This is a genomic window from Nonomuraea soli (genome assembly GCF_013761175.1).
Taxonomy (GTDB): domain Bacteria; phylum Actinomycetota; class Actinomycetes; order Streptosporangiales; family Streptosporangiaceae; genus Nonomuraea; species Nonomuraea soli.
Genome location: NZ_JACDUR010000005.1, coordinates 504,884 through 530,218, shown reverse-complemented (window position 1 = coordinate 530,218; position 25,335 = coordinate 504,884). Strand labels below are relative to the sequence as shown.

Sequence of the window (25,335 nt, the reverse complement as noted above, 5' to 3'; positions counted from 1 at the left end):
ATGACTGCGAACGACACCAAGCTCATCGAGGCCCTGCGTTCCTCCCTGAAGGAGACGGAACGGCTGCGCGCGCAGAACCGTTCCCTCACCGACGCGGCGCACGAGCCGATCGCGATCGTGGGGATGGCCTGCCGCTATCCCGGTGGCGTGCTCTCGCCGGAAAGCCTGTGGGACCTGGTGGCCTCCGGCACGGACGCCATCGGAGAACTGCCCACCAACCGAGGCTGGGATCTGGAGCGGCTCTACGACCCCGACCCGAACAGCCGGGGCACCACCTACTCGCGGCACGGCGGCTTCCTCTACGACGCGGCCGGGTTCGATCCCGGGTTCTTCGGGATCTCGCCGCGTGAGGCTCTGGCGATGGATCCGCAGCAGCGCCTGCTGCTGGAGACGTCGTGGGAGGCGATCGAGCGGGCCGGCCTCGACCCCGACGCGTTGCGCGGCAGCCGTACCGGCGTGTTCGCGGGCGTGATGTACCACGACTACGCCTCGGCCTCCACGCCCGCCGAGCTGGAAGGGCTGATCGGCACCGGCACCTCGGGCAGCATCGCCTCCGGGCGGGTGTCGTACACCTTCGGGTTCGAGGGCCCCGCGGTCACGGTCGACACCGCCTGCTCCTCATCGTTGGTGGCGCTGCACCTGGCCGCGCAGTCGCTGCGCTCCGGGGAGTGCGACCTGGCGCTCGCCGGCGGGGCGACCGTCATGGCGACCCCCGGGACCTTCGTGGAGTTCTCGCGGCAGCGTGGCCTGTCCGTGGACGGGCGGTGCAAGGCCTTCTCGGCCTCGGCCGACGGCACCGGCTGGGCCGAGGGCGTGGGCATGCTCCTGGTGGAGCGGTTGTCGGACGCGCGGCGCAAGGGGCACCGGGTGCTCGCCGTGCTCCGGGGCAGCGCGGTCAACCAGGACGGTGCGAGCAACGGTTTGACCGCGCCGAACGGGCCTTCGCAGCAGCGGGTGATCCGTCAGGCGCTGGCGAACGCCAGGCTGGCACCGTCGGACGTGGACGTGGTCGAGGCGCACGGCACCGGCACCACGCTCGGTGACCCGATCGAGGCCCAGGCGCTGATCGCGACCTACGGCCAGGACCGCGACCGGCCCCTGTGGCTGGGGTCGCTGAAGTCCAACATCGGGCACTCGCAGGCCGCCGCCGGTGTGGCCGGCGTGATCAAGATGGTCATGGCGATGCGGCACGGAGTTCTCCCGCGCACCTTGCACGTCGATGCCCCCTCTCCGCACGTCGACTGGTCGGCGGGGGCTGTCGAGCTGCTGACCGAGGCTCGGGCCTGGGACGTGGACGACCGTCCGCGCCGCGCCGGGGTCTCGTCCTTCGGCGTCAGCGGCACGAACGCGCACGTGATCATCGAGCAGGGGCCGGCGGCCGACGAGCCGGAGCCGGTCGAGGGCGGGCTCGCGGTGTCGCCGTGGGTGCTGTCCGCCCGCACGCCCGAGGCTCTGCGTGCGCAGGCCGCCCGGCTCGCGTCGTGGGTGGAGGAGCGGCCCGAGCTGGAGGCGGGCGACGTCGCCTGGTCGTTGCTGACCACTCGCTCGACGCTGGAGCAGCGGGCTGCCGTGGTGGGCGCGGATCGGGCCGAGCTTGTCGCGGGTCTGCGGGCGCTGGCCGAGGGTACGGCTGGCGGCCGGGTGGCGATGTTGTTCGCCGGTCAGGGAAGTCAGCGGGTCGGTATGGGTGCCGAGCTGGCCGAGGCGTTCCCGGTGTTCGCGGACGCCCTCGACGAGGTGTGTGCCCTGCTCCCGTCCGGGCTGCGGGAGACGATGTTCTCCGGTCCGGTCGAGGCGCTGAACCAGACGGGCATGACCCAGCCGGCGTTGTTCGCCTTCGAGGTGGCGCTGTATCGGTTGCTCACCTCGCTGGGTGTCACCCCGGACGTGCTGGTCGGGCATTCCGTGGGCGAGATTGCCGCCGCGCACGTGGCCGGGGTGCTGTCTCTGGCCGATGCCTGCACGCTGGTCACCGCCCGTGCGCAGTTGATGCAGGCGCTTCCCGAGGGTGGTGCGATGTTGGCCATCGCCGCCCCGGAAGCGTCGGTGGCGCCGCTGCTGGAAGGCCGCGCTGACGTCAGCATCGCCGCGGTCAACGGCCCGGCGTCGGTGGTGATCTCCGGCAGCGAGGCCGCCGTGGAGGAGATCGCCGGTCTGGTGGATGCGCGCACCCGACGTCTGAAGGTGTCGCACGCGTTCCACTCGCCACTCATGGACCCGATGCTGGACGAGTTCTCGCGGGTCGTCTCGCGGCTGACGTTCAACGAGCCGTCGATCCCGATCATGTCCAGTGGTTCGGTGACCGATCCCGCCTACTGGGTGCGGCATGTGCGCGACGCGGTCCGTTTCGCCGATGGTGTGGCTGCTGCGGAAGCGAACCTGTTCGTGGAGATCGGTCCCGACACCACCCTCACCACTCTGGCGCAGCAGTGCGTTGATGAGGGCGTCTTCATCCCGGCAGCCCGCAACGAGGTCCGCTCGCTGGTCGAGGCCCTGGGCACTCTTCACACCCACCACGTGGACATCGACTGGACCGCGATCGTCACCCCGGCACGGCAGGTTGATCTGCCGACCTACGCCTTCGAGCACCAGCGGTTCTGGATCACCGCGCAGCCCGGTTCAGGCGATGTGGCGGACGCCGGGCTCGGCGCGATCGACCACCCGCTGCTGAGCGCGGTGACCGAGGTCGCGGGCGGCGAGGTGTCGATCTTCAGCGGACGGCTGTCTCTGCAGGCGCAGCCGTGGCTGGCCGACCACGCCGTCAACGGCACGGTGCTGGTTCCGGGGACGGGGCTGCTGGAGCTGGCGTTGCGGGCGGGTGCGGAGGTGGGCTGGCCGCAGGTGCGGGAGCTGACCTTGCAGGCGCCGCTGGTGCTGCCGGCGGAGGGCGGCCTGCAGGTTCAGGTCGTGGTCGGCGCCGAGGAGCCGGGTGGGCGGACCGTGTCGGTGCACACGCGTCCCGAGGGCGATGCGGATGCGGCGTGGGTGGGCCACGCGGAGGGTTTCCTGTCGGCGGAGGGTGTGTCGGCGGGGTTCGATCTGGTGCAGTGGCCGCCGGCCGGTGCGCGGGTGGTCGAGGTCGCGGACGCGTATGACGTGCTGTTGGGGATGGGCTACGAGTACGGGCCGGTCTTCCAGGGCCTGCGTGCGGTGTGGCAGCGGGGCGACGAGGTGTTCGCCGAAGTGGCGCTGCCGGAGGAGGCGCATGCGGAGGCGGGCCGGTTCGGAGTGCATCCGGCGCTGCTGGATGCGTCCTTGCACGCCCAGCTGGTGGCTGGGGGCGAGCGGCTGGTTGTGCCGTTCTCGTGGGCCGGGGTGGAGTTGTTCGCTTCGGGCGCGGCGTCGGTTCGGGTGCGGTTGACGCGGGTGCGGGACAACGCGGTGTCGTTGGTCGTGGCCGATGAGGCTGGGTCGCCGGTGTTGTCGGTGGAGGCGTTGTCCGTCCGTCCGATCACTGCCGAGCAGTTGGCCGCCGGCCGCCGATCCGATTCGCTCCAGCACATCGAGTGGTCGACTCTCTCCACTGCTCAGGTCGAGCCGGTGGAGCTGGTGGATCTGTCGGTGGTGCGGGCTTCGGGTGCGGTGGTGCCGGAGTCGGTGGTGTTCGTGGTGGGTTCGCCGGTGGTGGACGTGCCGGGTGCGGTGCGTGAGTCGGCGGCGGGTGTGCTGGCGGTGGTTCAGGAGTGGCTGGCCGGGGAGCGGTATGCCGGTTCGCGGCTGGTGGTGGTGACGCACAGCGCGGTGGCGGTGGATGAGGCCGGTGAGGTGGATCTCGGCGTCGCTGGGGTGTGGGGTTTGGTGCGGGCGGCTGAGGCGGAGAATCCTGGCCGGTTCGTGCTGGTGGATGTGGATGAGAGTGATGAGACCTGGCGGGTGCTGGGTGCGGTGGTGGCTTCGGGTGAGCCGGAGGCGGCGGTCCGGGAGGGCAAGGCGTGGGTGCCGCGTCTGGCGCGGGCGGCCGGGCCGGACGCGGCGCTTCTGGATTTCGACGGCACCGTCCTGGTGACCGGTGGCACGAGCGGGCTCGGCGCGCTGGTGGCCAAGCACCTGGCCGGTTCTTACGGGGTGAGCCATCTGTTGCTGGCCAGCAGGCGCGGCGAGCAGGCACCCGGTGTCGCCGAGCTCGTCGCCGAGCTGTGGCAGCTGGGTGCCCAGGTGACCATCGCGGCCTGCGACGTCGGCGACCGCGATGCCTTGGCCGAGCTCATCGGCTCCGTTCCGGCTGATCGCCCGTTGAAGGCCGTGGTGCACGCCGCCGGAGTGGCGGACAACGGCCTGGTCGCCTCGCTGACTCCCGAGCGGTTCGACATGGTGCTGGCTCCGAAGGTGGACGCGGCCTGGCATCTGCACGAGCTGACCCAGGACCTCGACCTGTCGGCGTTCGTGCTGTTCTCGTCGGCCGGTGGGCTGGTCCTGGCGGCGGGTCAGGGTAGTTACGCCACGGCGAACGTGTTCCTGGACGGTCTGGCGCAGTTCCGCAGGGCTCAAGGGCTGGCGGCGACGTCGCTGGCTTACGGGCTGTGGGATGCCGAGACCGGGCTGAGCGGGTTCCTGAGCGAGGCCGATCTGGAGCGGATGCGCCGCCAAGGGCTGCCGCCGTTGTCGGTGGAGGAGGGCCTGGCGGCCTTCGACGCCGGCCTGACCAGCGGTACGGCGACGCTGGTGCCGTTGCGGGTGGACGCGGCGGCGATGCGTTCTCGCGGAGGCGAATTGCCGGCGCTCCTGCGTGGCCTGGTGCGCAGCCCGGCACGACGAGTGGCGCGCGCCGGCGGTTCCGCGCTGGCGCAGCGGCTGGCCGGAGCGGACGAGACTCGGCGGCTGGAGATCGTGCTGGAGACGGTCCGGCAGGAGGTCGCCTCCGTGCTGGGGCACGCGTCGGCGTCGGCGATCCAGCCGGATCGGGCCTTCCAGGAGCTGGGCTTCGACTCGCTGACCGCCGTCGAGTTGCGCAACAGGCTGATCGCGGTGTCGGGGCTGCGGCTGCCGGCGACGCTGGTCTTCGACTACCCGAACGCGCGGGTCGTGGCCGAGTATCTGGCCGAGCAGTACAGCGGTGAGACTTCGTCCCAGGCGGTCGCGGTCGCCAGGACGGTCACCGACGACGAGCCGATCGCGATCGTGGGCATGGCCTGCCGGTACCCGGGCGGAGTGTTGTCGCCGGAGGACCTGTGGCAACTGGTGATGTCCGGCACGGACGCCGTCGGAGAATTCCCCACCGACCGCGGCTGGGACATGGAGAGGATCTACAACCCCGACCCGAGCAGTCAGGGCACCTCCTACACGCGGCGCGGCGGCTTCCTCTACGACGCGGCCGGGTTCGATCCCGGGTTCTTCGGGATCTCGCCGCGTGAGGCGCTGGCGATGGATCCGCAGCAGCGGCTGTTGCTGGAGACGTCGTGGGAGGCGATCGAGCGGGCCGGGCTGGATCCGGTGGGACTGCGCGGTAGCCGTACGGGCGTGTTCGCGGGCGTGATGTACCACGACTACGATCTCGGCACTCCGGCGAGCACCAGCGGCGGCAGCCTGGTGTCGGGCCGGGTTTCGTACACGCTGGGGCTGGAAGGCCCTGCGGTCACCGTCGACACGGCGTGCTCGTCGTCGCTGGTGGCGCTGCACTGGGCGGCCCAGGCCCTGCGTTCGGGCGAGTGTGACCTGGCGCTGGCCGGTGGCGTGACGGTGATGTCGACGCCTGGCATGTTCATCGAGTTCTCGCGCCAGCGCGGCCTGGCTCCCGACGGCCGGTGCAAGTCCTTCGGCGCCTCCGCTGACGGGGCCGGCTGGGCCGAGGGCGTCGGCGTGCTGCTGGTGGAGCGGCTGTCGGACGCGCGGCGCAACGGGCACCACGTGCTCGCCGTGCTCCGGGGCAGTGCGATCAACCAGGACGGTGCCAGCAACGGTTTGACCGCGCCGAACGGGCCTTCGCAGCAGCGGGTGATCCGTCAGGCGCTCGCCAGCGCCGGACTGTCGACCGCTGACGTCGATGTGGTCGAGGCGCACGGCACCGGCACCGTTCTCGGCGACCCGATCGAGGCCCAGGCGATCATCGCCACCTACGGCCAGGACCGGCCCGAGGACCGGCCGCTGTGGCTCGGTTCCATCAAGTCCAACATCGGGCACGCGCAGGCGGCTGCCGGTGTCGGCGGTGTGATCAAGATGGTGATGGCGCTGCGCAGCGGCGTCATGCCGCGGACCTTGCATGCCGAGAGCCCTTCGGAGCACGTCGACTGGTCGGCGGGGGCTGTTGAGCTGCTGACCGAGGCTCGGGCTTGGGATGTCGAGGATCGTCCGCGTCGTGCCGGTGTCTCGTCGTTCGGGATCAGCGGGACGAACGCGCACGTGATCATCGAGGAGGTTCGGGCGGAGGAGCCCGAGCCCGTCGAGGCTGAGCTGCCGGTGTCGCCGTGGCTGCTGTCCGCGAAGACGCCTGAGGCGTTGAGGGCGCAGGCTGCCCGGCTCGCTTCGTGGGCGGAGGAGTGGCCGGAGGTGGATCCGGCTTGGACGCTGGCCACCGGCCGTGCGTTGCTGGAGCAGCGGGCTGTGGTGGTGGGTGCGGATCGGGCCGAGCTGGTGGCCGGGCTGCGGGCGCTGGCCGAGAACGGTACGGCAAGCGGGTCTGCGGGTGGCAGGTTGGCGATGTTGTTCGCCGGTCAGGGCAGCCAGCGGGTCGGTATGGGTGCCGAGCTTGCGGCGGCGTTCCCGGTGTTCGCCGAAGCGCTCGACGAAGTCTGCGCGCTGCTGCCCTCGGAGCTGCGGGAGACGATGATCTCCGGTCCGGTCGAGGCGCTGAACCAGACGGGGATGACCCAGCCGGCACTGTTCGCCTTCGAGGTCGCGCTCTACCGCCTCCTCACCTCCCTGGGGGTCACCCCCGACGTGCTGGTCGGGCACTCGGTCGGTGAGATCGCCGCCGCCCATGTGGCCGGGGTGCTTTCCCTAGCCGATGCGTGCACGCTGGTCACCGCCCGCGCGCAGTTGATGCAGGCGCTTCCCGAGGGCGGCGCGATGCTGGCCATCGCCGCCCCCGAAGCGGCGATCCTTCCCCTGTTGGAGGGCCGCTCCGACGTCAGCATCGCGGCGGTCAACGGTCCGGCGTCGGTGGTCATCTCCGGCGGCGAGACCGCGGTGGAGGAGATCGCGGCCCTGGTGGATGCGCGCACACGCCGCCTGAAGGTGTCGCACGCCTTCCACTCGCCGCTCATGGACCCGATGCTGGACGACTTCTCGCAGGTCGTCTCGCGGTTGACGTTCAACGAGCCGTCGATCCCGATCATGTCCAGCGGTGAGGTCACCGACCCCACCTACTGGGTGCGGCACGTGCGAGACGCCGTCCGCTTCGCTGATGGCGTGGCCGCCTCGGAAGCGAGCATTTTCCTGGAGATCGGTCCCGACACCACCCTCACCGCTCTGGCGCAGCAGTGCGTCGACGAGGGCGTGTTCGTGCCGTCAGCCCGCAAGGACCGTGACGAGGTGCGGTCGCTGGTCGAGGCCCTGGGCACCCTCCACACCCACCACGTGGAGATCGACTGGACCGCGATCCTCACCCCCACCCGGAACGTCGACCTGCCCACCTACGCCTTCCAGCACCAGCGCTTCTGGGTCCCCGCCAAGGTCGAGACCAGCGACATGCTGGGCGTCGGGCTGGGCGGCCTGGACCACCCCCTGCTCAGTGCGGTGACGGAGGTCGCGGGCGGCGAGGCAGTGATCTTCAGCGGACGTCTCTCCCTCCAGGCGCAGCCGTGGCTGGCCGACCACGCCGTCAACGGCACGGTGCTTCTTCCCGGCGCGGGCCTGCTGGAGCTGGCGTTGCGGGCGGGTGCGGAGGTGGGCTGGCCGCAGGTGCGGGAGCTGACCTTGCAGGCGCCGCTGGTGCTGCCGGTCGAAGGTGGCCTGCAGGTGCAGGTCGTCCTCGGTTCCGAGGACTTGGGCACCCGGCCGATCTCGATTCACACCCGCCAGGAGAACGATCCGGCTGCGGTGTGGGTGGGGCATGCCGAAGGGTTCCTGGCGGCGGAGGGTGTGTCGGCGGGGTTCGATCTGGTGCAGTGGCCGCCGGCCGGTGCGCGGGTGGTCGAGGTCGCGGATGCGTATGACGTGCTGTTGGGGATGGGTTACGAGTACGGGCCGGTCTTCCAGGGGTTGCGTGCGGTGTGGCAGCGGGGCGACGAGGTGTTCGCCGAGGTGGCGCTGCCGGAGGAGGCGCACGCGGAGGCGGGCCGGTTTGGAGTGCATCCGGCGCTGCTCGATGCGTCCTTGCACGCTCAGCTGGTGGCCGGGGATGGGCGGCTTGTCCTGCCGTTCTCCTGGGCCGGGGTGAAGTTGTTCGCCTCGGGTGCGGCGTCGGTTCGGGTGCGGTTGACGCGGGTGCGGGACAACGCGGTGGCGTTGGTCGTGGCCGATGAGGCCGGGTCGCCGGTGTTGTCGGTGGAGGCGCTGTCCGTCCGTCCGATCACTGCCGAGCAGTTGGCCGCCGGCCGTCGATCCGCCTCGCTGCATCGCCTCGAGTGGGGCGTGGCTCCGGCCGGTTCGGCGCAGGCGCCGGGCTGGGTGGCGGTGGAGTCGCTGGACGGAACGGTGGCCGAGTGTGTGCTGGTCGAGGTGCCTGGTGGTGTGCGGGAGGCGCTGGGGCTGGTGCAGGAGTGGCTCGCCGATGATCGGTACGCGTCGTCGCGGCTGGTCCTGGTGACTCGTGGCGCGGTCTCGGTCGCGGGCGAGGGGCCGGATCCGGCGCAGGCGGCGGTGTGGGGTCTGGTGCGCGCGGCGCAGGCCGAGCAGCCGGGCCGGTTCGTCCTGCTCGACCTGGAGACCGGGGAGCTCGACGATTCCCTGGTGGGCCGGGCGCTGGCTTCCGGCGAGACGCAGGTGGCGGTACGCGACGGCGCCGTGTGGACGCCACGCCTCGCCCGCGCGGCGGGTGCCCCTTCGACGATCGGCGCCTCGGCGAGTGGCCAGCCAGTGAGCGGCCGGGCGGCGAGTAACGGGTCGTTGAACGGCCACGCGGCGGGCGACGGCGGGGAGCCGGCGGACGGTCGGCTGGAGAACGTGGGCGCTGAGCCGGTGTTCGGGCCGGAGGGTGTGGTGCTGGTGACCGGTGGCCTGAGCGGCCTGGGTGCGCTGGTGTCTCGTCATCTGGTGTCGGCGTACGGCGTGCGTGAGCTGGTGCTGGTGAGCCGGCGTGGTGATGGGGCGCCGGGTGCGGCCGAGCTGGTGGCGGAGTTGTCCGGGCTGGGCGCCTCGGTGAGGGTGGCGGCCTGTGATGTGGGTGATCGGGAGGCGGTGGCGGCGCTGGTGGCGTCGGTGCCGGGGTTGAGGGGTGTGGTGCACGCGGCGGGTGTGCTGGACGACGGTGTGATCACCGCGTTGACGCCCGAGCGGTTGGAGGCGGTGCTGAGGCCGAAGGCCGAGGCGGCCTGGCATCTGCACGAGCTGACCCGCGATCTCGATCTGTCGGCGTTCGTGTTGTTCTCGTCGCTGGCGGGTGTGCTGGGTGGTCCGGGTCAGGGCAACTATGCGGCGGCCAACGCGTTCTTGGACGCGCTGGCCGAGCATCGCCGGGGGCTGGGGCTGGCGGGCACGTCACTGGCCTGGGGGCTGTGGGAGATCGGCGGCATGGCCGAGGAGCTCACCGAGTCCGACGTCCGCCGCATGGCACGCCTGGGTCTCAAGCCGCTCTCGGAATCGGAGGGCCTGGCGCTGTTCGACGCCGCGCTGAGTCACGAGAGCCCCGCGCTCATCGCGGCCAAGTTCGCCCAGGCGCGGGCCACCAACCGTCCGGCGCTGCCCAGGGCAGGTGCCACCGGCCTCGCGGCACGTGTGGCCGCCATGGAACCGGCCGAGCGGCGGTCGGTCCTGTCCGACCTGGTCCGCCAGGAAGTGGCGACGGTGCTCGGGCATGACACGAAGGACGCGGTCGCGGCTGATCGGGCCTTCCAGGACCTCGGTTTCGACTCGCTCACCGCGGTCGAGTTCCGCAACCGGCTCAGCGCGGTCACCGGCATGCGGCTGCCCGCCACGCTGATCTTCGACTACCCGACCGCCCAGGCGGTCGCGGAGCACATCGCCGCCGAACTGTCGGGCGGAACCGTCGAGCACGCGGTCACCCGTGGCGTCGCGGCCGACGAGCCGATCGCGATCGTGGGCATGGCCTGCCGCTACCCCGGCGGAGTGCTCACCCCCGAAGGGCTGTGGAACCTGGTGGCCTCCGGCACGGACGCCATCTCCGAGTTCCCCGGCGACCGCGGCTGGGACATCGAGAGGATCTACAACCCGGATCCGGACAGCAAGGACACCTCCTACGTGAAGCACGGCGGCTTCCTGTACGACGCCGCCGACTTCGACCCCGGCTTCTTCGGCATCAGCCCGCGCGAAGCGCTGACCATGGACCCGCAGCAGCGGTTGTTGCTGGAGGCGTCGTGGGAGGCGATGGAGCGGGCCGGAGTCAGTCCCGTCGAGCTGCGCGGTAGCCGTACCGGCGTCTTCGCGGGCGTGATGTACCACGACTACGGTCTCGGCGCCCCTGCGTCGACGAGCGGTGGCAGCCTGGTGTCCGGCCGCGTCTCCTACACCTTCGGGTTCGAGGGTCCCGCGATGACGGTGGACACCGCGTGCTCGTCGTCGCTGGTGGCGTTGCACCTGGCTGCCCAGGCCCTGCGCTCGGGCGAGTGCGATCTTGCCCTGGCGGGTGGCGTCACGGTGATGTCGACGCCTGGCACCTTCATCGAGTTCTCCCGGCAGCGTGGCCTGGCTCCCGACGGCCGGTGCAAGTCCTTCGGCGCCTCGGCGGACGGCACGGCGTGGGGCGAGGGCGTCGGTGTGCTGCTCGTGGAGCGGTTGTCCGACGCGCAGCGTAACGGGCACCAGATCCTTGCGGTCGTGCGTGGCAGCGCGGTCAACCAGGACGGTGCGAGCAACGGTTTGACGGCGCCGAACGGGCCTTCGCAGCAGCGGGTGATCCGTCAGGCGCTGGCGAACGCCGGGCTGTCGACCTCTGAGGTGGACGCGGTCGAGGCGCACGGCACGGGGACCGTGCTGGGCGACCCGATCGAGGCCCAGGCGCTGATCGCGACCTACGGGCAGGACCGCGACCGGCCGCTGTGGCTGGGGTCGCTGAAGTCGAACATCGGGCACACGCAGGCCGCCGCCGGAGTCGGTGGCGTGATCAAGATGATCATGGCCATGCGGCACGGCGTCCTTCCCCGCACCCTGCACTCTGAGGAGCGATCGGGACACATCGACTGGTCGGCGGGGGCTGTGGAGCTGCTGGCCGAGCCGGTCGCCTGGCAGCAGAACGGTCACCCCCGCCGCGCCGCGGTCTCCTCCTTCGGGATCAGCGGCACGAACGCGCACGTGATCATCGAGCAGGGTCCGGAGGCCGAGGGAACGGTCGCGGGTGAGGCTGCGGTGTCGCCGTGGCTGCTGTCGGCGAAGACGCCTGAGGCTCTGCGGGCGCAGGCCGCCCGGTTGGCGGAGTGGGCCCAGGAATGGCCGGAGGTGGATCCGGCTTGGACGCTGGCCACTGGCCGTGCGTTGCTGGAGCATCGCGCGGTGGTGGTGGGTGCGGATCGGTCCGAGCTGGTGGCCGGTCTGCGGGCGCTGGCCGAGAACAGTACGGCGAGCGCGTCGAGTGGCGGTCGGGTGGCGATGTTGTTCGCCGGTCAGGGCAGCCAGCGGGTCGGCATGGGCCGCGAACTGGCCGAGGCGTTCCCGGTGTTCGCCGAAGCCTTGGACGAGGTGTGCGCGCTGCTCCCGGCCGGGCTGCGCGAGACCATGATCTCCGGTCCGGTCGAGGCGCTGAACCAGACCGGGATGACCCAGCCGGCGCTGTTCGCCTTCGAGGTGGCGCTCTACCGCCTCCTCACCTCGCTAGGTGTCACCCCGGACGTGCTGGTCGGGCATTCCGTGGGCGAGATCGCCGCCGCTCACGTGGCCGGGGTGCTTTCCCTGGCCGATGCGTGTGCGCTGGTCACGGCTCGCGCCGAGCTGATGCAGGCGCTTCCCGAGGGTGGCGCGATGCTGGCCATCGCTGCCCCCGAAGTGGCGATCCTTCCCCTGCTGGAGGGCCGCTCCGACGTCAGCATCGCCGCGGTCAACGGCCCGGCGTCGGTGGTGATCTCCGGCAGCGAGGCCGCTGTGGAGGAGATCGCGGCCCTGGTGGATGCGCGCACGCGACGCTTGCGCGTCTCGCACGCCTTCCACTCGCCACTCATGGACCCGATGCTGGCCGACTTCTCGCAGGTTGTCTCGCGGCTGACGTTCAACGAGCCGTCGATCCCGATCATGTCCAGCGGTGAGGTCACCGATCCCGCTTACTGGGTGCGGCATGTGCGCGACGCTGTCCGCTTCGCCGACGGAGTCGCGGCCAGCCAGGCGAGCGTGTTCCTGGAGATCGGCCCCGACACCACCCTCACCGCCCTGGCGCAGCAGTGCGTCGACGAGGGCGTGTTCGCCGCAACGACTCGCAAGGATCGTGACGAGGTCCGCTCGCTGGTCGAGGCCCTGGGCACCCTCCACACCCACGGCACCACGGTCGACTGGACCACGATCCTCACCCCCACCAAGCACGTCGACCTGCCGACCTATGCCTTCCAGCACGACCGCTACTGGGTGGGCGCGCAGATGGGCGCCGGTGACATGGACGCGGCGGGTCTGGCCGCGATCGATCACCCGCTGCTGAGCGCGGTGACCGAGGTGGCGGGTGGCGAGTCGGTGGTCTTCAGCGGCCGGTTGTCGACCGCCACCCACGCGTGGCTGGCCGATCACGTGGTCAACGGGATGGTCATCGTCCCCGGAACCGCGCTGGTGGAGCTGGCGGTGCGGGCGGGCGAGGAGCTGGGCTGCCCGCAGGTGCGGGAGCTGACTCTGCAAGCGCCGCTCGTGCTCCCCGAGAACGGCAGCGTCCAGGTTCAGGTGGTGGCCGGTGGCGGCGCGGTGGCGATCCACTCCCGCGCGCAGGACGCCGAGGGCTGGACGTTGCACGCGCAGGGCGAGCTGGCCTCGGAGGTGACGGAGCCGGGCTTCGACGTGGCGGTGTGGCCGCCTGCCGACGCGCAGCCGGTGACCGTCGACACTCTCTACGACGACCTGGCGGTGATCGGCCTGGAGTACGGGCCGACCTTCCAGGGCCTGGCCCGCGCGTGGACACGGCCGGGTGAGGTGTTCGCCGAGATCGTGCTTCCCGAGGAGGCGCACACCGAGGCGGGCCGGTTCGGGGTGCACCCGGCGCTGCTGGACGCGGCGCTGCACGCCAGCGCGCTCGGCGACCTGCTGCCGCAGCCCGAGCCCGGCAAGCCGTACTTGCCCTTCGCCTGGAACGGCGTGAGTGTCCACGCGACCGGAGCCACCACGCTCCGCGTCAAGGCCACCAAGAACACCGAAGCCGGGAGCACCAGCGTCACGCTGGCCATCGCCGACGGCAGCGGAACCCCGGTGGCGGACATCGAGGACCTGACCGTACGCGCCCTGACGATCGCGAATCCGGCCACCGGCCTCACCTCCCTCCACGAGCTGACCTGGACGTCGTTCTCCACTGCTCAGGTCGAGCCGGTGGAGTTGGTGGATCTGTCGGTGGTGCGGGCTTCGGGTGCGGTGGTGCCGGAGTCGGTGGTGTTCGTGGTGGGTTCGCCGGTGGTGGACGTGCCGGGTGCGGTGCGTGAGTCGTCGGCGGGTGTGCTGGCGGTGGTTCAGGAGTGGCTGGCCGGGGAGCGGTATGCCGGTTCGCGGCTGGTGGTGGTGACGCACAGCGCGGTGGCGGTGGATGAGGCCGGTGAGGTGGATCTCGGCGTCGCTGGGGTGTGGGGTTTGGTGCGGGCGGCTGAGGCGGAGAATCCTGGCCGGTTCGTGCTGGTGGATGTGGATGAGAGTGACGAGACCTGGCGGGTGCTGGGTGCGGTGGTGGCTTCGGGTGAGCCTGAGGCGGCGGTCCGGGAGGGCAAGGCGTGGGTGCCGCGTCTGGCGCGGGCGGCCAGGCCGGACGAGGCGCTTCTGGATCTCGACGGCACGGTGCTGGTGACCGGTGGCACGGGTGGGCTCGGCGCGCTGGTGGCCAAGCACCTGGCCGGCACCTACCACGTCGGACACCTTCTGCTGGCCAGCAGGCGCGGCGAGCAGGCACCCGGCGTCACCGAACTCGTCGCCGAGCTGACCGAGCTCGGCACCACGGTCACCGTCGCCGCCTGCGACGTCGGAGACCGGGAGGCGCTCGCCTCGCTCATCGGCTCCGTTCCCGCCGATCGCCCGCTGAGGGCCGTGGTGCACGCCGCCGGAGTGGCGGACAACGGCTTGGTCGCGTCCCTCACCCCCGAACGGTTCGACGGTGTCCTGGGCCCGAAGGCCGATGCCGCCTGGTATCTGCACGAGCTGACCCAGGGCCTCGACCTGTCGGCGTTCGTGCTGTTCTCGTCGGCCGGTGGGCTGGTCCTGGCGGCGGGTCAGGGTAGTTACGCCACGGCGAACGTGTTCCTGGACGGTCTGGCGCAGTTCCGCCGAGCTCAAGGACTGGCGGCCACATCGCTGGCTTACGGGCTGTGGGATGCCGAGACCGGGCTGAGCGGGTTCCTGAGCGAGGCCGATCTGGAGCGGATGCGCCGCCAAGGGCTGCCGCCGTTGTCGGTGGAGGAAGGCCTGGCGGCCTTCGACGCCGGCCTGACCAGCGGCGCGGCGACGCTGGTGCCGTTGCGAGTGGACACGGCGGCGATGCGCTCCCGCGCGGAGAGCCTCCCGGCGCTGCTGCGCGGCCTGGTGCGCGCCCCCGTACGACGGGCGGCACGGGCAGGCAGTTCCGCGCTGGCCCAGCGGCTGGCCGGAGCGGACGAGACACGACGGCTGGAGATCGTGCTGGAGACGGTCCGGCAGGAGGTCGCCACCGTGCTCGGGCACGCGTCGGCCTCGGCCATCCAGCCGGATCGGGCCTTCCAGGAGCTGGGCTTCGACTCGCTGACCGCCGTCGAGCTGCGGAACAAGCTGATCGCCGTGGCCGGGCTGCGGCTGCCGGCGACCCTGGTCTTCGACTACCCGAACGCGCGGGCCGTGGCCGAGTATCTCGCCGGGGAGCTCAGCGGCGAGGCGGCGGCCGGTGCGGTCGCCGTCACCCGGGCGGCCTCCGACGATGAGCCGATCGCGATCGTGGGCATGGCCTGCCGCTATCCCGGCGGCGTGTTGTCGCCGGAGGACCTGTGGCAGCTCGTCGTGTCCGGCACGGACGCCATCGGGGAGTTCCCCACCGACCGAGGCTGGGACCTGGACAAGCTCTACGACCCCGATCCCGACACCCGTGGCACCTCCTACGTACGGCACGGCGGCTTCCTCTACGACGCGGCAGAGTTCGACCCCGGCTTCTTCGGGATCTCGCCACGTGAGGCTCTGGCGATGGATCCGCAGCAGCGGTTGTTGCTGGAGACGTCGTGGGAGGCCATCGAGCGGGCCGGGATCCGCCTGAACCAGCTGCGCGGCAGCCGTACCGGCGTGTTCACGGGCGTGATGTACCACGACTACACCTCCCAGCTGACGGTGATCCCTGACGAGCTGGAAGGCCTGATCGGCACCGGCAACTCGGGCAGCGTCGCCTCGGGACGCGTGTCGTACACCTTCGGGCTGGAAGGCCCGGCGGTCACCGTCGACACGGCGTGCTCCTCGTCGCTGGTGGCCCTGCACCTGGCGGTGCAGGCGCTGCGGGCCGGCGAGTGCGACCTGGCCCTGGCCGGTGGCGTCACGGTGATGGCGACGCCCGGCACGTTCATCGAGTTCTGCCGCCAGCGCGGCCTGTCCGTCGACGGCCGCTGCAAGGCCTTCTCGGCCTCGGCCGACGGCGCGGGCTGGAGCGAGGGCGTGGGCATGCTCCTGGTGGAGCGGCTGTCGGACGCTCAGCGCAACGGCCACCAGATCCTCGCGGTCGTGCGTGGCAGCGCGGTCAACCAGGACGGTGCGAGCAACGGCCTGACGGCGCCGAACGGTCCTTCGCAGCAGCGGGTGATCCGCCAGGCGCTGGCCAACGCGGGCCTGTCGCCCGCCGAGGTGGACGCCATCGAGGCGCACGGCACGGGCACCCCGCTGGGTGACCCGATCGAGGCGCAGGCGCTGATCGCGACCTACGGCCAGGACCGGGATCTGCCCGTCTGGCTGGGTTCGATCAAGTCCAACCTCGGCCACACCCAGGCGGCCGCCGGTGCGGCGGGTGTGATCAAGATGGTCATGGCGATGCGGCACGGCGTGCTGCCGCAGACGTTGCACGTGGACGAGCCCAGCCCGCACGTCGAGTGGTCCGCCGGAGCGGTCGAGCTCCTCACGGAGCCCAGGACGTGGCAGGCGGGCGAGCGTCCGCGCCGCGCCGCGGTCTCCTCCTTCGGGGTCAGCGGCACCAACGCGCACGTGGTCCTGGAGGAGGCTCCCGCGCCGGAGCCCGCCAAGCCCGGAGCGGGCGCCGAGTTGCCGGTGGTGCCGTGGGCACTGTCGGCCAAGAGCGGAGAGGCGCTGCGCGACCAGGCCGGGCGGCTGACGGCCTGGGCGGAGGCGCACAACCCCGCCGACGCCGACGTCGCCCACTCGCTGGCGACCTCCAGGTCGGTGTTCGACCATCGTGCGGTGGTCGTGGGCGCCGACCGGGACGAGCTGCTGTCCGCTACGGCGGCGCTGGCCGAGGGTGGCGTCAGCGGCGCGGTCGTCACCGGCGTGGCCGCGGGCGACGGCAAGACCGTGTTCGTCTTCCCCGGCCAGGGCTCCCAATGGCTCGGCATGGGCGTGGAACTGCTGGACTCCTCCCCGGTGTTCGCCCAGCGGATGACCGAGTGCGAGACCGCCCTGGCCCCGTTCGTGGACTGGTCTCTGACCGGCGTGCTACGCGGCGAGGAGGGCCAGCCGGGCTTCGACCGGGTGGACGTGGTCCAGCCGGTGCTGTGGGCGATGATGATCTCCCTGGCCGCCGTATGGCAGTCGATCGGCGTCAAACCCGCCGCGGTGATCGGGCACTCGCAGGGCGAGATCGCCGCCGCCGTCGTGGCCGGGGCGCTGTCCCTGGACGACGGCGCCCGGGTCGTGGCGTTGCGCAGCCAGGCGATCATCGCGCTGGCGGGCCGGGGCGGCATGGTGTCGGTGCCGCTGCCGGCCGCCCAGGTGGCCGAGCAGCTGGAGCGCTGGCAGGGCCGTATCTCCATCGCCGCGATCAACGGCCCCTCCTCGACCGTCGTCTCCGGCGACGTCGACGCCCTGGAGGAGTTGCTGGCCGTCAACGAGCGGGCCAAGCGGATCGAGGTGGACTACGCCTCGCACTCGGCGCACGTGACCGCGATCAAGGACGATCTGGCGGGTCTGCTTGCTCCGGTCGCTCCCCGCATCAGCCACACCCCGTGGTATTCGACGGTCAGGGGTGCCTGGCTGGAGGGCACCGAGGCCGACGGCGCCTACTGGTACGAGAACCTGCGCGAGACGGTCGGCTTCGGCCCCGCCGTCGAGACCCTGGCGCAGGAGAACTTCCGCTTCTTCGTCGAGTGCAGTGCCCACCCGGTGCTCAAGATCGGCGTCCAGGAGAGCCTGGAGGGAGCCTCCGACGCCGCTGTGGTCGGCACGCTGCGCCGCGACGACGGCGGGCTGCGCCGCATGTGGACCAGCGCGGCCGAACTGTGGGTGCGCGGCGGCGAGGTCGACTGGACCCTGGCCATCGCCCCCGCCCGGCCCGGACGGGTCGACCTGCCCACCTACGCCTTCCAGCACCAGCGCTACTGGCTGCTGGAGACCGGCGGAGCGGCCGACGCCGAAAGCCTCGGGCTCTGGGCGACCGGGCACCCGCTGCTGCGGGCCTCCACCGGACTGGCCGAGAACGGCGCGACGGTGCTCACCGGACGCGTGTCCGTCGCCACCCACCCGTGGCTGGCCGACCACGCCGTCAACGGCACCGTGCTGCTGCCCGGCACCGGGTTCGTGGAGCTGGCCGTACGGGCGGGTGACGAGGTCGGCTGCGACCTGCTGGAGGAGCTGACGCTGCAGGCGCCGCTCATCGTGCCCGAGCGCGGGGCGATCCAGCTGCAGGTGGCCGTCGGCGGACCCGACGACGACGGGCGCAGGAACCTGACCATCTACTCCCGGCCGCAGGACGCGCAGGACGAGCCCTGGACCCAGCATGCCGCCGGCATCCTGGCCAGGTCCGGCGCCGCCGTACCGGAGGCCGAGGAGGTCTGGCCGCCGGAGGGCGCGCAGGCCGTGAGCATGGACGGCCTCTACGACGACTTCGCGGCCATGGGCCTGAACTACGGTCCCGCCTTCCGCGGGCTGCAGGCCGCCTGGCGCAAGGACGACGAGGTCTTCGCCGAGCTGGCGCTGCCCGAGACGATGGCGCGCGACGCCGCCAGGTTCGGGCTGCACCCGGCGCTGTTCGACGTCGCGCTGCACGCCACCGCCCTGGGCGGTTTCGTGGCCGACTCCGAGCCTGGCCGTCCCTCGCTGCCCTTCGCCTGGAACGGCGTGGCACTGCACGCCTCGGGCGCCACGCGGTTGCGCATCAGGATCTCGCTGCTGGCCCAGGGCGCGGTCTCCCTCAAGCTGATGGACACCGCGGGCCTGCCTGTCGCGACGGTCGCCTCGCTGGCCGTACGCCCGGTCGCCATCGGACAGCTCGACACCCCACGCGTTACCGGCCTCAGGAACAAGCTGTTCCAGGTCGAGTGGAGCGCGGCTCCGGCCGGTCAGGCGCAGGCGCCGGGCTGGGTGGCGGTGGAGTCGCTGGACGGGTCGGTGGCCGAGTGTGTGCTGGTCGAGGTGCCTGGTGGTGTGCGGGAGGCGCTGGGGCTGGTGCAGGAGTGGCTGGCCGATGAGCGGTACGGCTCGTCGAGGCTGGTGGTGGTCACCAGGAACGCGATGGGTGCGATGCCGGATCCGGCGCAGGCGGCGGTGTGGGGTCTGGTGCGTGCGGCGCAGGCCGAGCAGCCCGACCGGTTCGTCCTGCTCGACCTGGAGGCCGGGGAGCTCGACGAGTCCCTGGTGGGCCGGGCGCTGGCTTCCGGCGAGGCGCAGGTGGCGGTGCGCGACGGCGCGGTCCTGGTGCCGCGGCTGGCTCGCACGACCCCGCCCCAGGACGCTCCGGAGCCGGTGTTCGGGCCGGAGGGTGTGGTGCTGGTGACCGGTGGCCTGAGTGGCCTGGGTGCGCTGGTGTCTCGTCATCTGGTGTCGGTGTACGGCGTGCGTGAGCTGGTGCTGGTGAGCCGGCGCGGTGATGGGGCGCCGGGTGCGGCCGAGCTGGTGGCGGAGTTGTCCGGGCTGGGCGCCTCGGTGAGGGTGGCGGCCTGTGATGTGGGTGATCAGGAGGCGGTGGCGGCGCTGGTGGCGTCGGTGCCGGGGTTGAAGGGTGTGGTGCACGCGGCGGGTGTGCTGGACGACGGTGTGATCACCGCGTTGACGGCCGAGCGGTTGGAGGCGGTGCTGAGGCCGAAGGCCGAGGCGGCCTGGCATCTGCACGAGCTGACCCGCGATCTCGACCTGTCGGCGTTCGTGCTTTTCTCGTCGCTGGCGGGTGTGCTGGGTGGTCCGGGTCAGGGCAACTACGCGGCGGCCAACGCGTTCTTGGACGCGCTGGCCGAGCATCGCCGGGGGCTGGGTCTGGCGGGCACGTCGCTGGCCTGGGGCCTGTGGCGCGAGGGCGGCCTGGCCGACCTCGACGAGGCCGACCTGCGGCGCCTGGCGCGCTCCGGAGTCGACCCGCTCACGGCCGACGACGGCCTGACCCTCTTCGACGCCGCACTCGGCAACGGAGCGGCCACGCTCGTCCCCGCCCAGCTCAACCTCAAGGTCCTGGCAGCCCACGCGGACGCGCTTCCGCCCCTGCTGCGCGGCCTGATCTCGGCCCCCGCGCGGCGGGTGGTGACGGCGGCCTCCGAAGCGGCCGCCACCCTGAAGCAGCAGCTGGCGGCGCTCCCGCCGGCCGGACAGCAGGCCGTATTGGAAGACCTGGTCCGCGACCAGCTGGCCGTGGTCCTCGGCTTCTCCGACGCCTCCGCCCTCGACGAGGGCATCTCCTTCCAGGAGCTGGGCTTCGACTCGCTGATGGCGGTCGAGTTCCGCAACCGGCTCAGCGCGGTCACCGGCATGCGGCTGCCCGCCACGCTCATCTTCGACTACCCGACCCAGGCCGTGCTCGTCCCCTTCCTGGCGGGTGAGCTGCTCGGCAAGCGGGAGATCGCGGTCGCCTCCCGCCTGTCGGCGGGCGACGACGAGCCGATAGCCATCGTGGGCATGGCCTGCCGTTACCCCGGCGGCGTCGAGTCGCCCGAGGACCTGTGGCGCCTCGTGGCCCAGGCCGGCGACGCGATCGGCGAGTTCCCCACCGACCGAGGCTGGGACCTGGCCAAGCTCTACGACCCCGACCCCGCCAACCGTGGCACCTCCTACGCCAGGCACGGCGGCTTCCTGTACGGAGCGGCCGACTTCGACCCCGGCTTCTTCGGCATCAGCCCGCGTGAGGCCATGGCGATGGACCCGCAGCAGCGGCTGCTGCTGGAGAGCTCCTGGCAGGCGATCGAGCGGGCCGGGATCGACCCCCACACGCTGCGCGGCAGCCGTACGGGCGTCTTCGCCGGAGTGATGTACCACGACTACGCCACCCAGCTGGGCTCGGTGCCCGAGGAGCTCGAAGGGCTGATCGGCACCGGCAACTCGGGCAGCGTCGCCTCCGGCCGCGTCTCCTACACCTTCGGGTTCGAGGGTCCCGCGATGACCGTGGACACCGCGTGCTCGTCGTCGCTGGTGGCGCTGCACCTGGCGGTGCAGGCGCTGCGGGCGGGCGACTGCGACCTGGCCCTCGCGGGCGGCGTGACGATCATGGCCACGCCGTGGACGTTCGTCGAGTTCGCCCGCCAGCGCAACCTGTCGCCCGACGGCCGCTGCCGCGCCTTCGCCCAGGCGGAAGGCGGCGTGGGACTGTCGGAGGGCGTCGGCATGCTGCTGGTCGAGCGGCTGTCGGACGCGCGGCGCAACGGGCACCAGATCCTCGCCGTCGTGCGCGGCAGCGCGGTCAACCAGGACGGCGCGAGCAACGGCCTGACGGCGCCGAACGGACCCTCGCAGCAGCGGGTGATCCGCCAGGCACTGGCCAACGCCAAGCTCTCGGCCGCCGACGTCGACACCGTCGAGGCCCACGGCACCGGAACCGTGCTGGGCGACCCGATCGAGGCCCAGGCGATCATCGCCACCTACGGTCAGGACCGGCCAGAGGACCGGCCGCTGTGGCTCGGCTCGATCAAGTCGAACATCGGCCACGCGCAGGCGGCCGCCGGTACGGCCGGCGTGATCAAGATGGTGATGGCGCTGCGCAACGGCATCCTGCCGCAGACGCTGCACGCCGAGACCCGCTCCGAGCACATCGACTGGTCGGCCGGCGCGGTCGAACTGCTCACCGAGGCTCGCCCGTGGGAGGCCGCCGACCGCCCCCGGCGCGCCGCCGTCTCCTCCTTCGGGATCAGCGGCACCAACGCGCATGTCGTCCTGGAGGAGTCTCCCGCCGAGCCGGAGAGAGCGCAGGCCGCGGAACTGCCCGCCCTGCCGTGGCTGCTGTCGGCCAAGTCGGTGGCGGCACTGCGGGCCCAGGCGAGACAGCTCAGGTCATGGGTGATGGCTCGCCCCGAACTGGAGCCCGCCGACGTCGGCTGGTCGCTGGCCACCGGCAGGGCGCTCCTGGAACAGCGGGCCGCCGTGGTCGGCTCCGACCGCGCCTCCCTGCTGCGCGCCCTGTCGGCGCTGGCCGAGGGCGAGCCGGACGAGTCGGTCGTGGAGTCCGGGCTGGTGCGCGGGCGCGCCAGGGTGGCGATGTTGTTCGCCGGCCAGGGCAGCCAGTGGGCAGGCATGGGCCGCGAACTGGCCGAGGCGTTCCCGGTGTTCGCCGAAGCCTTGGAAGAGGTGTGCGCGCTGCTCCCGTCCGGGCTGCGGGAGACGATGTTCTCCGGTCCGGTCGAGGCGCTGAACCAGACGGGGATGACGCAGCCGGCGTTGTTCGCCTTCGAGGTGGCCCTCTACCGACTGCTCACCTCGCTGGGCGTGACCCCGGACGTTCTCGTCGGGCACTCGGTCGGTGAGGTCGCGGCCGCTCACGTGGCTGGGGTGCTGTCTCTGGCCGATGCGTGCACGCTGGTCACCGCCCGTGCGCAGTTGATGCAGGCGCTTCCCGAGGGTGGCGCGATGCTGGCCGTCGCCGCCTCGGAGGCCGACATCCTGCCGCTGCTGGACGGTTGCCCGGACATCGGCATCGCCGCGGTCAACGGCCCGCAGGCCGTCGTGGTCTCCGGCAGCGAGACCGCGATCGAGGAGATCGCGGGACTGGTGAACGTGAGGACACGGCGCCTGAAGGTGTCGCACGCCTTCCATTCGCCGCTGATGGACCCGATGCTGGCCGACTTCGAGCAGGTAGTCTCGCGGCTGACCTTCAACGAGCCGTCGATCCCGATCATGTCCAGCGGTGAGGTGACCGATCCCGCTTACTGGGTGCGGCACGTGCGTGACGCGGTTCGCTTCGCGGACGGGGTCGTGGCCAGCCAGGCGAACGTGTTCCTGGAGATCGGCCCGGACACCACGCTCACCGTCCTGGCCCAGCAGAGTGTTCAGGACGGCGTCTTCGTCCCGGCTTCGCGCCGCGACGGCGACGGCCCGCAGGCGCTGGCCAAGGCCCTCGCCCTGCTGCAGGTCCGCGGCATCGCGGTCGACTGGGACACCTTCTACGCCCCGGCCGCGCCGATCCGCGTGGACCTGCCCACCTACGCCTTCCAGCGCGAGCGCTACTGGGTGGCGGGTCAGACCGGCGCCGGTGACATGGACGCGGCGGGTCTGGCCGCGATCGATCACCCGCTGCTGAGCGCGGTGACCGAGGTGGCGGGTGGCGAGTCGGTGGTCTTCAGCGGCCGGTTGTCGACCGCCACCCACGCGTGGCTGGCCGATCACGTGGTCAACGGGATGGTGATCGTCCCGGGGACGGCCCTGGTGGAGCTGGCGGTGCGGGCGGGCGAGGAGCTGGGCAATCCGCAGGTGCGGGAGCTGACCCTGCAAGCACCGCTCGTGCTGCCGGAAGGCGGCAGCGTCCAGGTACAGGTGGTCGCCGGTGGCGGCGCGGTGGCGATCCACTCCCGCGCGCAGGACGCCGAGGGCTGGACGTTGCACGCGCAGGGCGAGCTGGCCTCGGAGGTGACCGAGCCGGGCTTCGACGTGGCAGTCTGGCCGCCCGCTGACGCGCAGCCGGTGACCGTCGACACCCTCTACGACGACCTGGCGGTGATCGGCCTGGAGTACGGGCCGACCTTCCAGGGGCTGGCCCGCGCCTGGACACGGCCGGGTGAGGTGTTCGCCGAGATCGTGCTTCCCGAGGAGGCGCACGCGGACGCGGGCCGGTTCGGGGTGCACCCGGCGCTGCTGGACGCGGCGCTGCACGCCAGCGCGCTCGGCGACCTGCTGCCGCAGCCCGAGCCCGGCAAGCCGTACCTGCCCTTCGCCTGGAACGGCGTGAGTGTCCACGCGACCGGAGCCACCACGCTCCGCGTCAAGGCCACCAAGAGCCCCAACGCCGGAAACGTCGGCCTGTCGCTGGCCGTCGCGGACGGCAGCGGAACCCCGGTGGCGGACATCGGGGAGCTGACACTCCGCGCCCTGAGCACGGCGAGCCTGGGCAGCACCGCGGCGCAGAATCTCTACCGGCTGGAATGGTCCGAGATCCCCGCGGGCTCCGCGCTCGCCCCGAGCTGGGTGGCGGTGGAGTCGCTGGACGGGTCGGTGGCCGAGTGTGTGCTGGTCGAGGTGCCTGGTGGTGTGCGGGAGGCGCTGGGGCTGGTGCAGGAGTGGCTGGCCGATGAGCGGTACGGCTCGTCGAGGCTGGTGGTGGTCACCAGGAACGCGACGGGTGCGATGCCGGATCCGGCGCAGGCGGCGGTGTGGGGTCTGGTGCGTGCGGCGCAGGCCGAGCAGCCCGACCGGTTCGTCCTGCTCGACCTCGAAGACAGCGAGCTGGACGCCAGGACGGTCGACCGGGCCCTGGCCACCGGCGAGAACCAGGTGGCGATCCGCTCCGGCACGGTCTGGACGGCCCGCCTCACCAGGGCGGCCAAGCCGGACGACGAGCTCCTGGACTTCGGCCGCGACGTCACGGTGCTGGTGACCGGCGGCACGAGCGGACTCGGCGCCCTGGTGGCCAAGCACCTGGCCGGCACCTACCACGTCGGACACCTGCTGCTGGCCAGCAGGCGCGGCGAGCAGGCACCAGGCGTCGCCGAACTCGTCGCCGAGCTGACCGAGCTCGGCACCACGGTCACCGTCGCCGCCTGCGACGTCGGAGACCGGGAAGCACTGGCCGGGCTGATCGCGGGCATCCCGGCCGGCCTCCCGCTCCAGGGCGTGGTGCACGCGGCGGGAGTCCTGGACGACGGTGTGATCACCGCGCTGACGCCCGAGCGGCTGGAGGCGGTGCTGAGGCCCAAGGCCGAGGCCGCCTGGCACCTGCACGAGCTCACCCGGGACCTCGACCTGTCCGCGTTCGTGGTCTTCTCCTCCCTGTCGGGCGTCCTCGGCGGCGCCGGCCAGGCCAACTACGCCGCGGCCAACGCCTTCCTGGACGCCCTCGCCCAGCAGCGCAGGGCCCAGGGGCTGGCGGGCACCTCGCTGGCCTGGGGCCTGTGGGAGGCCGGTGGCATGGCGGGCGACCTGAACGAGGCCGACCTGCGCCGCATGGAGCGCATGGGCCTCAAGCCGCTCACCGTCGCCGACGGCCTGGCACTGTTCGACGCCGGACTGCGCCACGAGCTGCCGGCCCTGGTCGCCGCCAGGTTCGTCCAGGCCAGGGCCGCGTCGCGGACGGCGACGGCCCGCACGGGCGCCCTCGACGGGCTGGCCGAGCGGCTGGCCGAGATGACCACCGCCGAACGCCAGGCGGCCCTGTCCGACCTGGTCCGCGGCCAGGCCGCGACGGTGCTCGGCTTCTCCGACGCCTCGGCCATCGAACCGCAGCGCCAGTTCCAGAGCCTGGGCTTCGACTCCCTCACCGCGGTGGAGTTCAGGAACCGGCTGGCCGCCGTCACCGGACTGCGGCTCCCGGCCACGCTGGTCTTCGACTACCCCACCTCGATCGAACTGATCGAGTACCTGATGAGCCACTTCGACGGCGCTCACGACGAGGAGGCGCAGATCCTGCGGCTCTTCGCCGAGATCGACAAGATCGAGAGCACGGTGGCGGGCCTCGACGAGGAGAGCACCGCACGAAACCGCCTGGTGGCACGGCTCAAGGACCTGCTGACCGGGCTCAACGGCCCAGGTACGGCAGAGCACTTCGAGATGGCCACCGACGACGAGATGTTCGCCTTCATCGACAACGAGCTCGAAGTCTCCTGACCC

The 25,335-nt window shown here is 72.0% G+C and carries 1 protein-coding gene; it reads left to right on the top strand.

Annotated features, from left to right (window positions below):
- Entirely contained in the window at positions 1 to 25,332 is a 25,332-nt protein-coding gene (locus tag HNR30_RS46930; RefSeq protein ID WP_220133985.1) for a type I polyketide synthase, read from the top strand.
- The last annotated feature ends 3 nt before the right edge of the window (positions 25,333 to 25,335 follow it).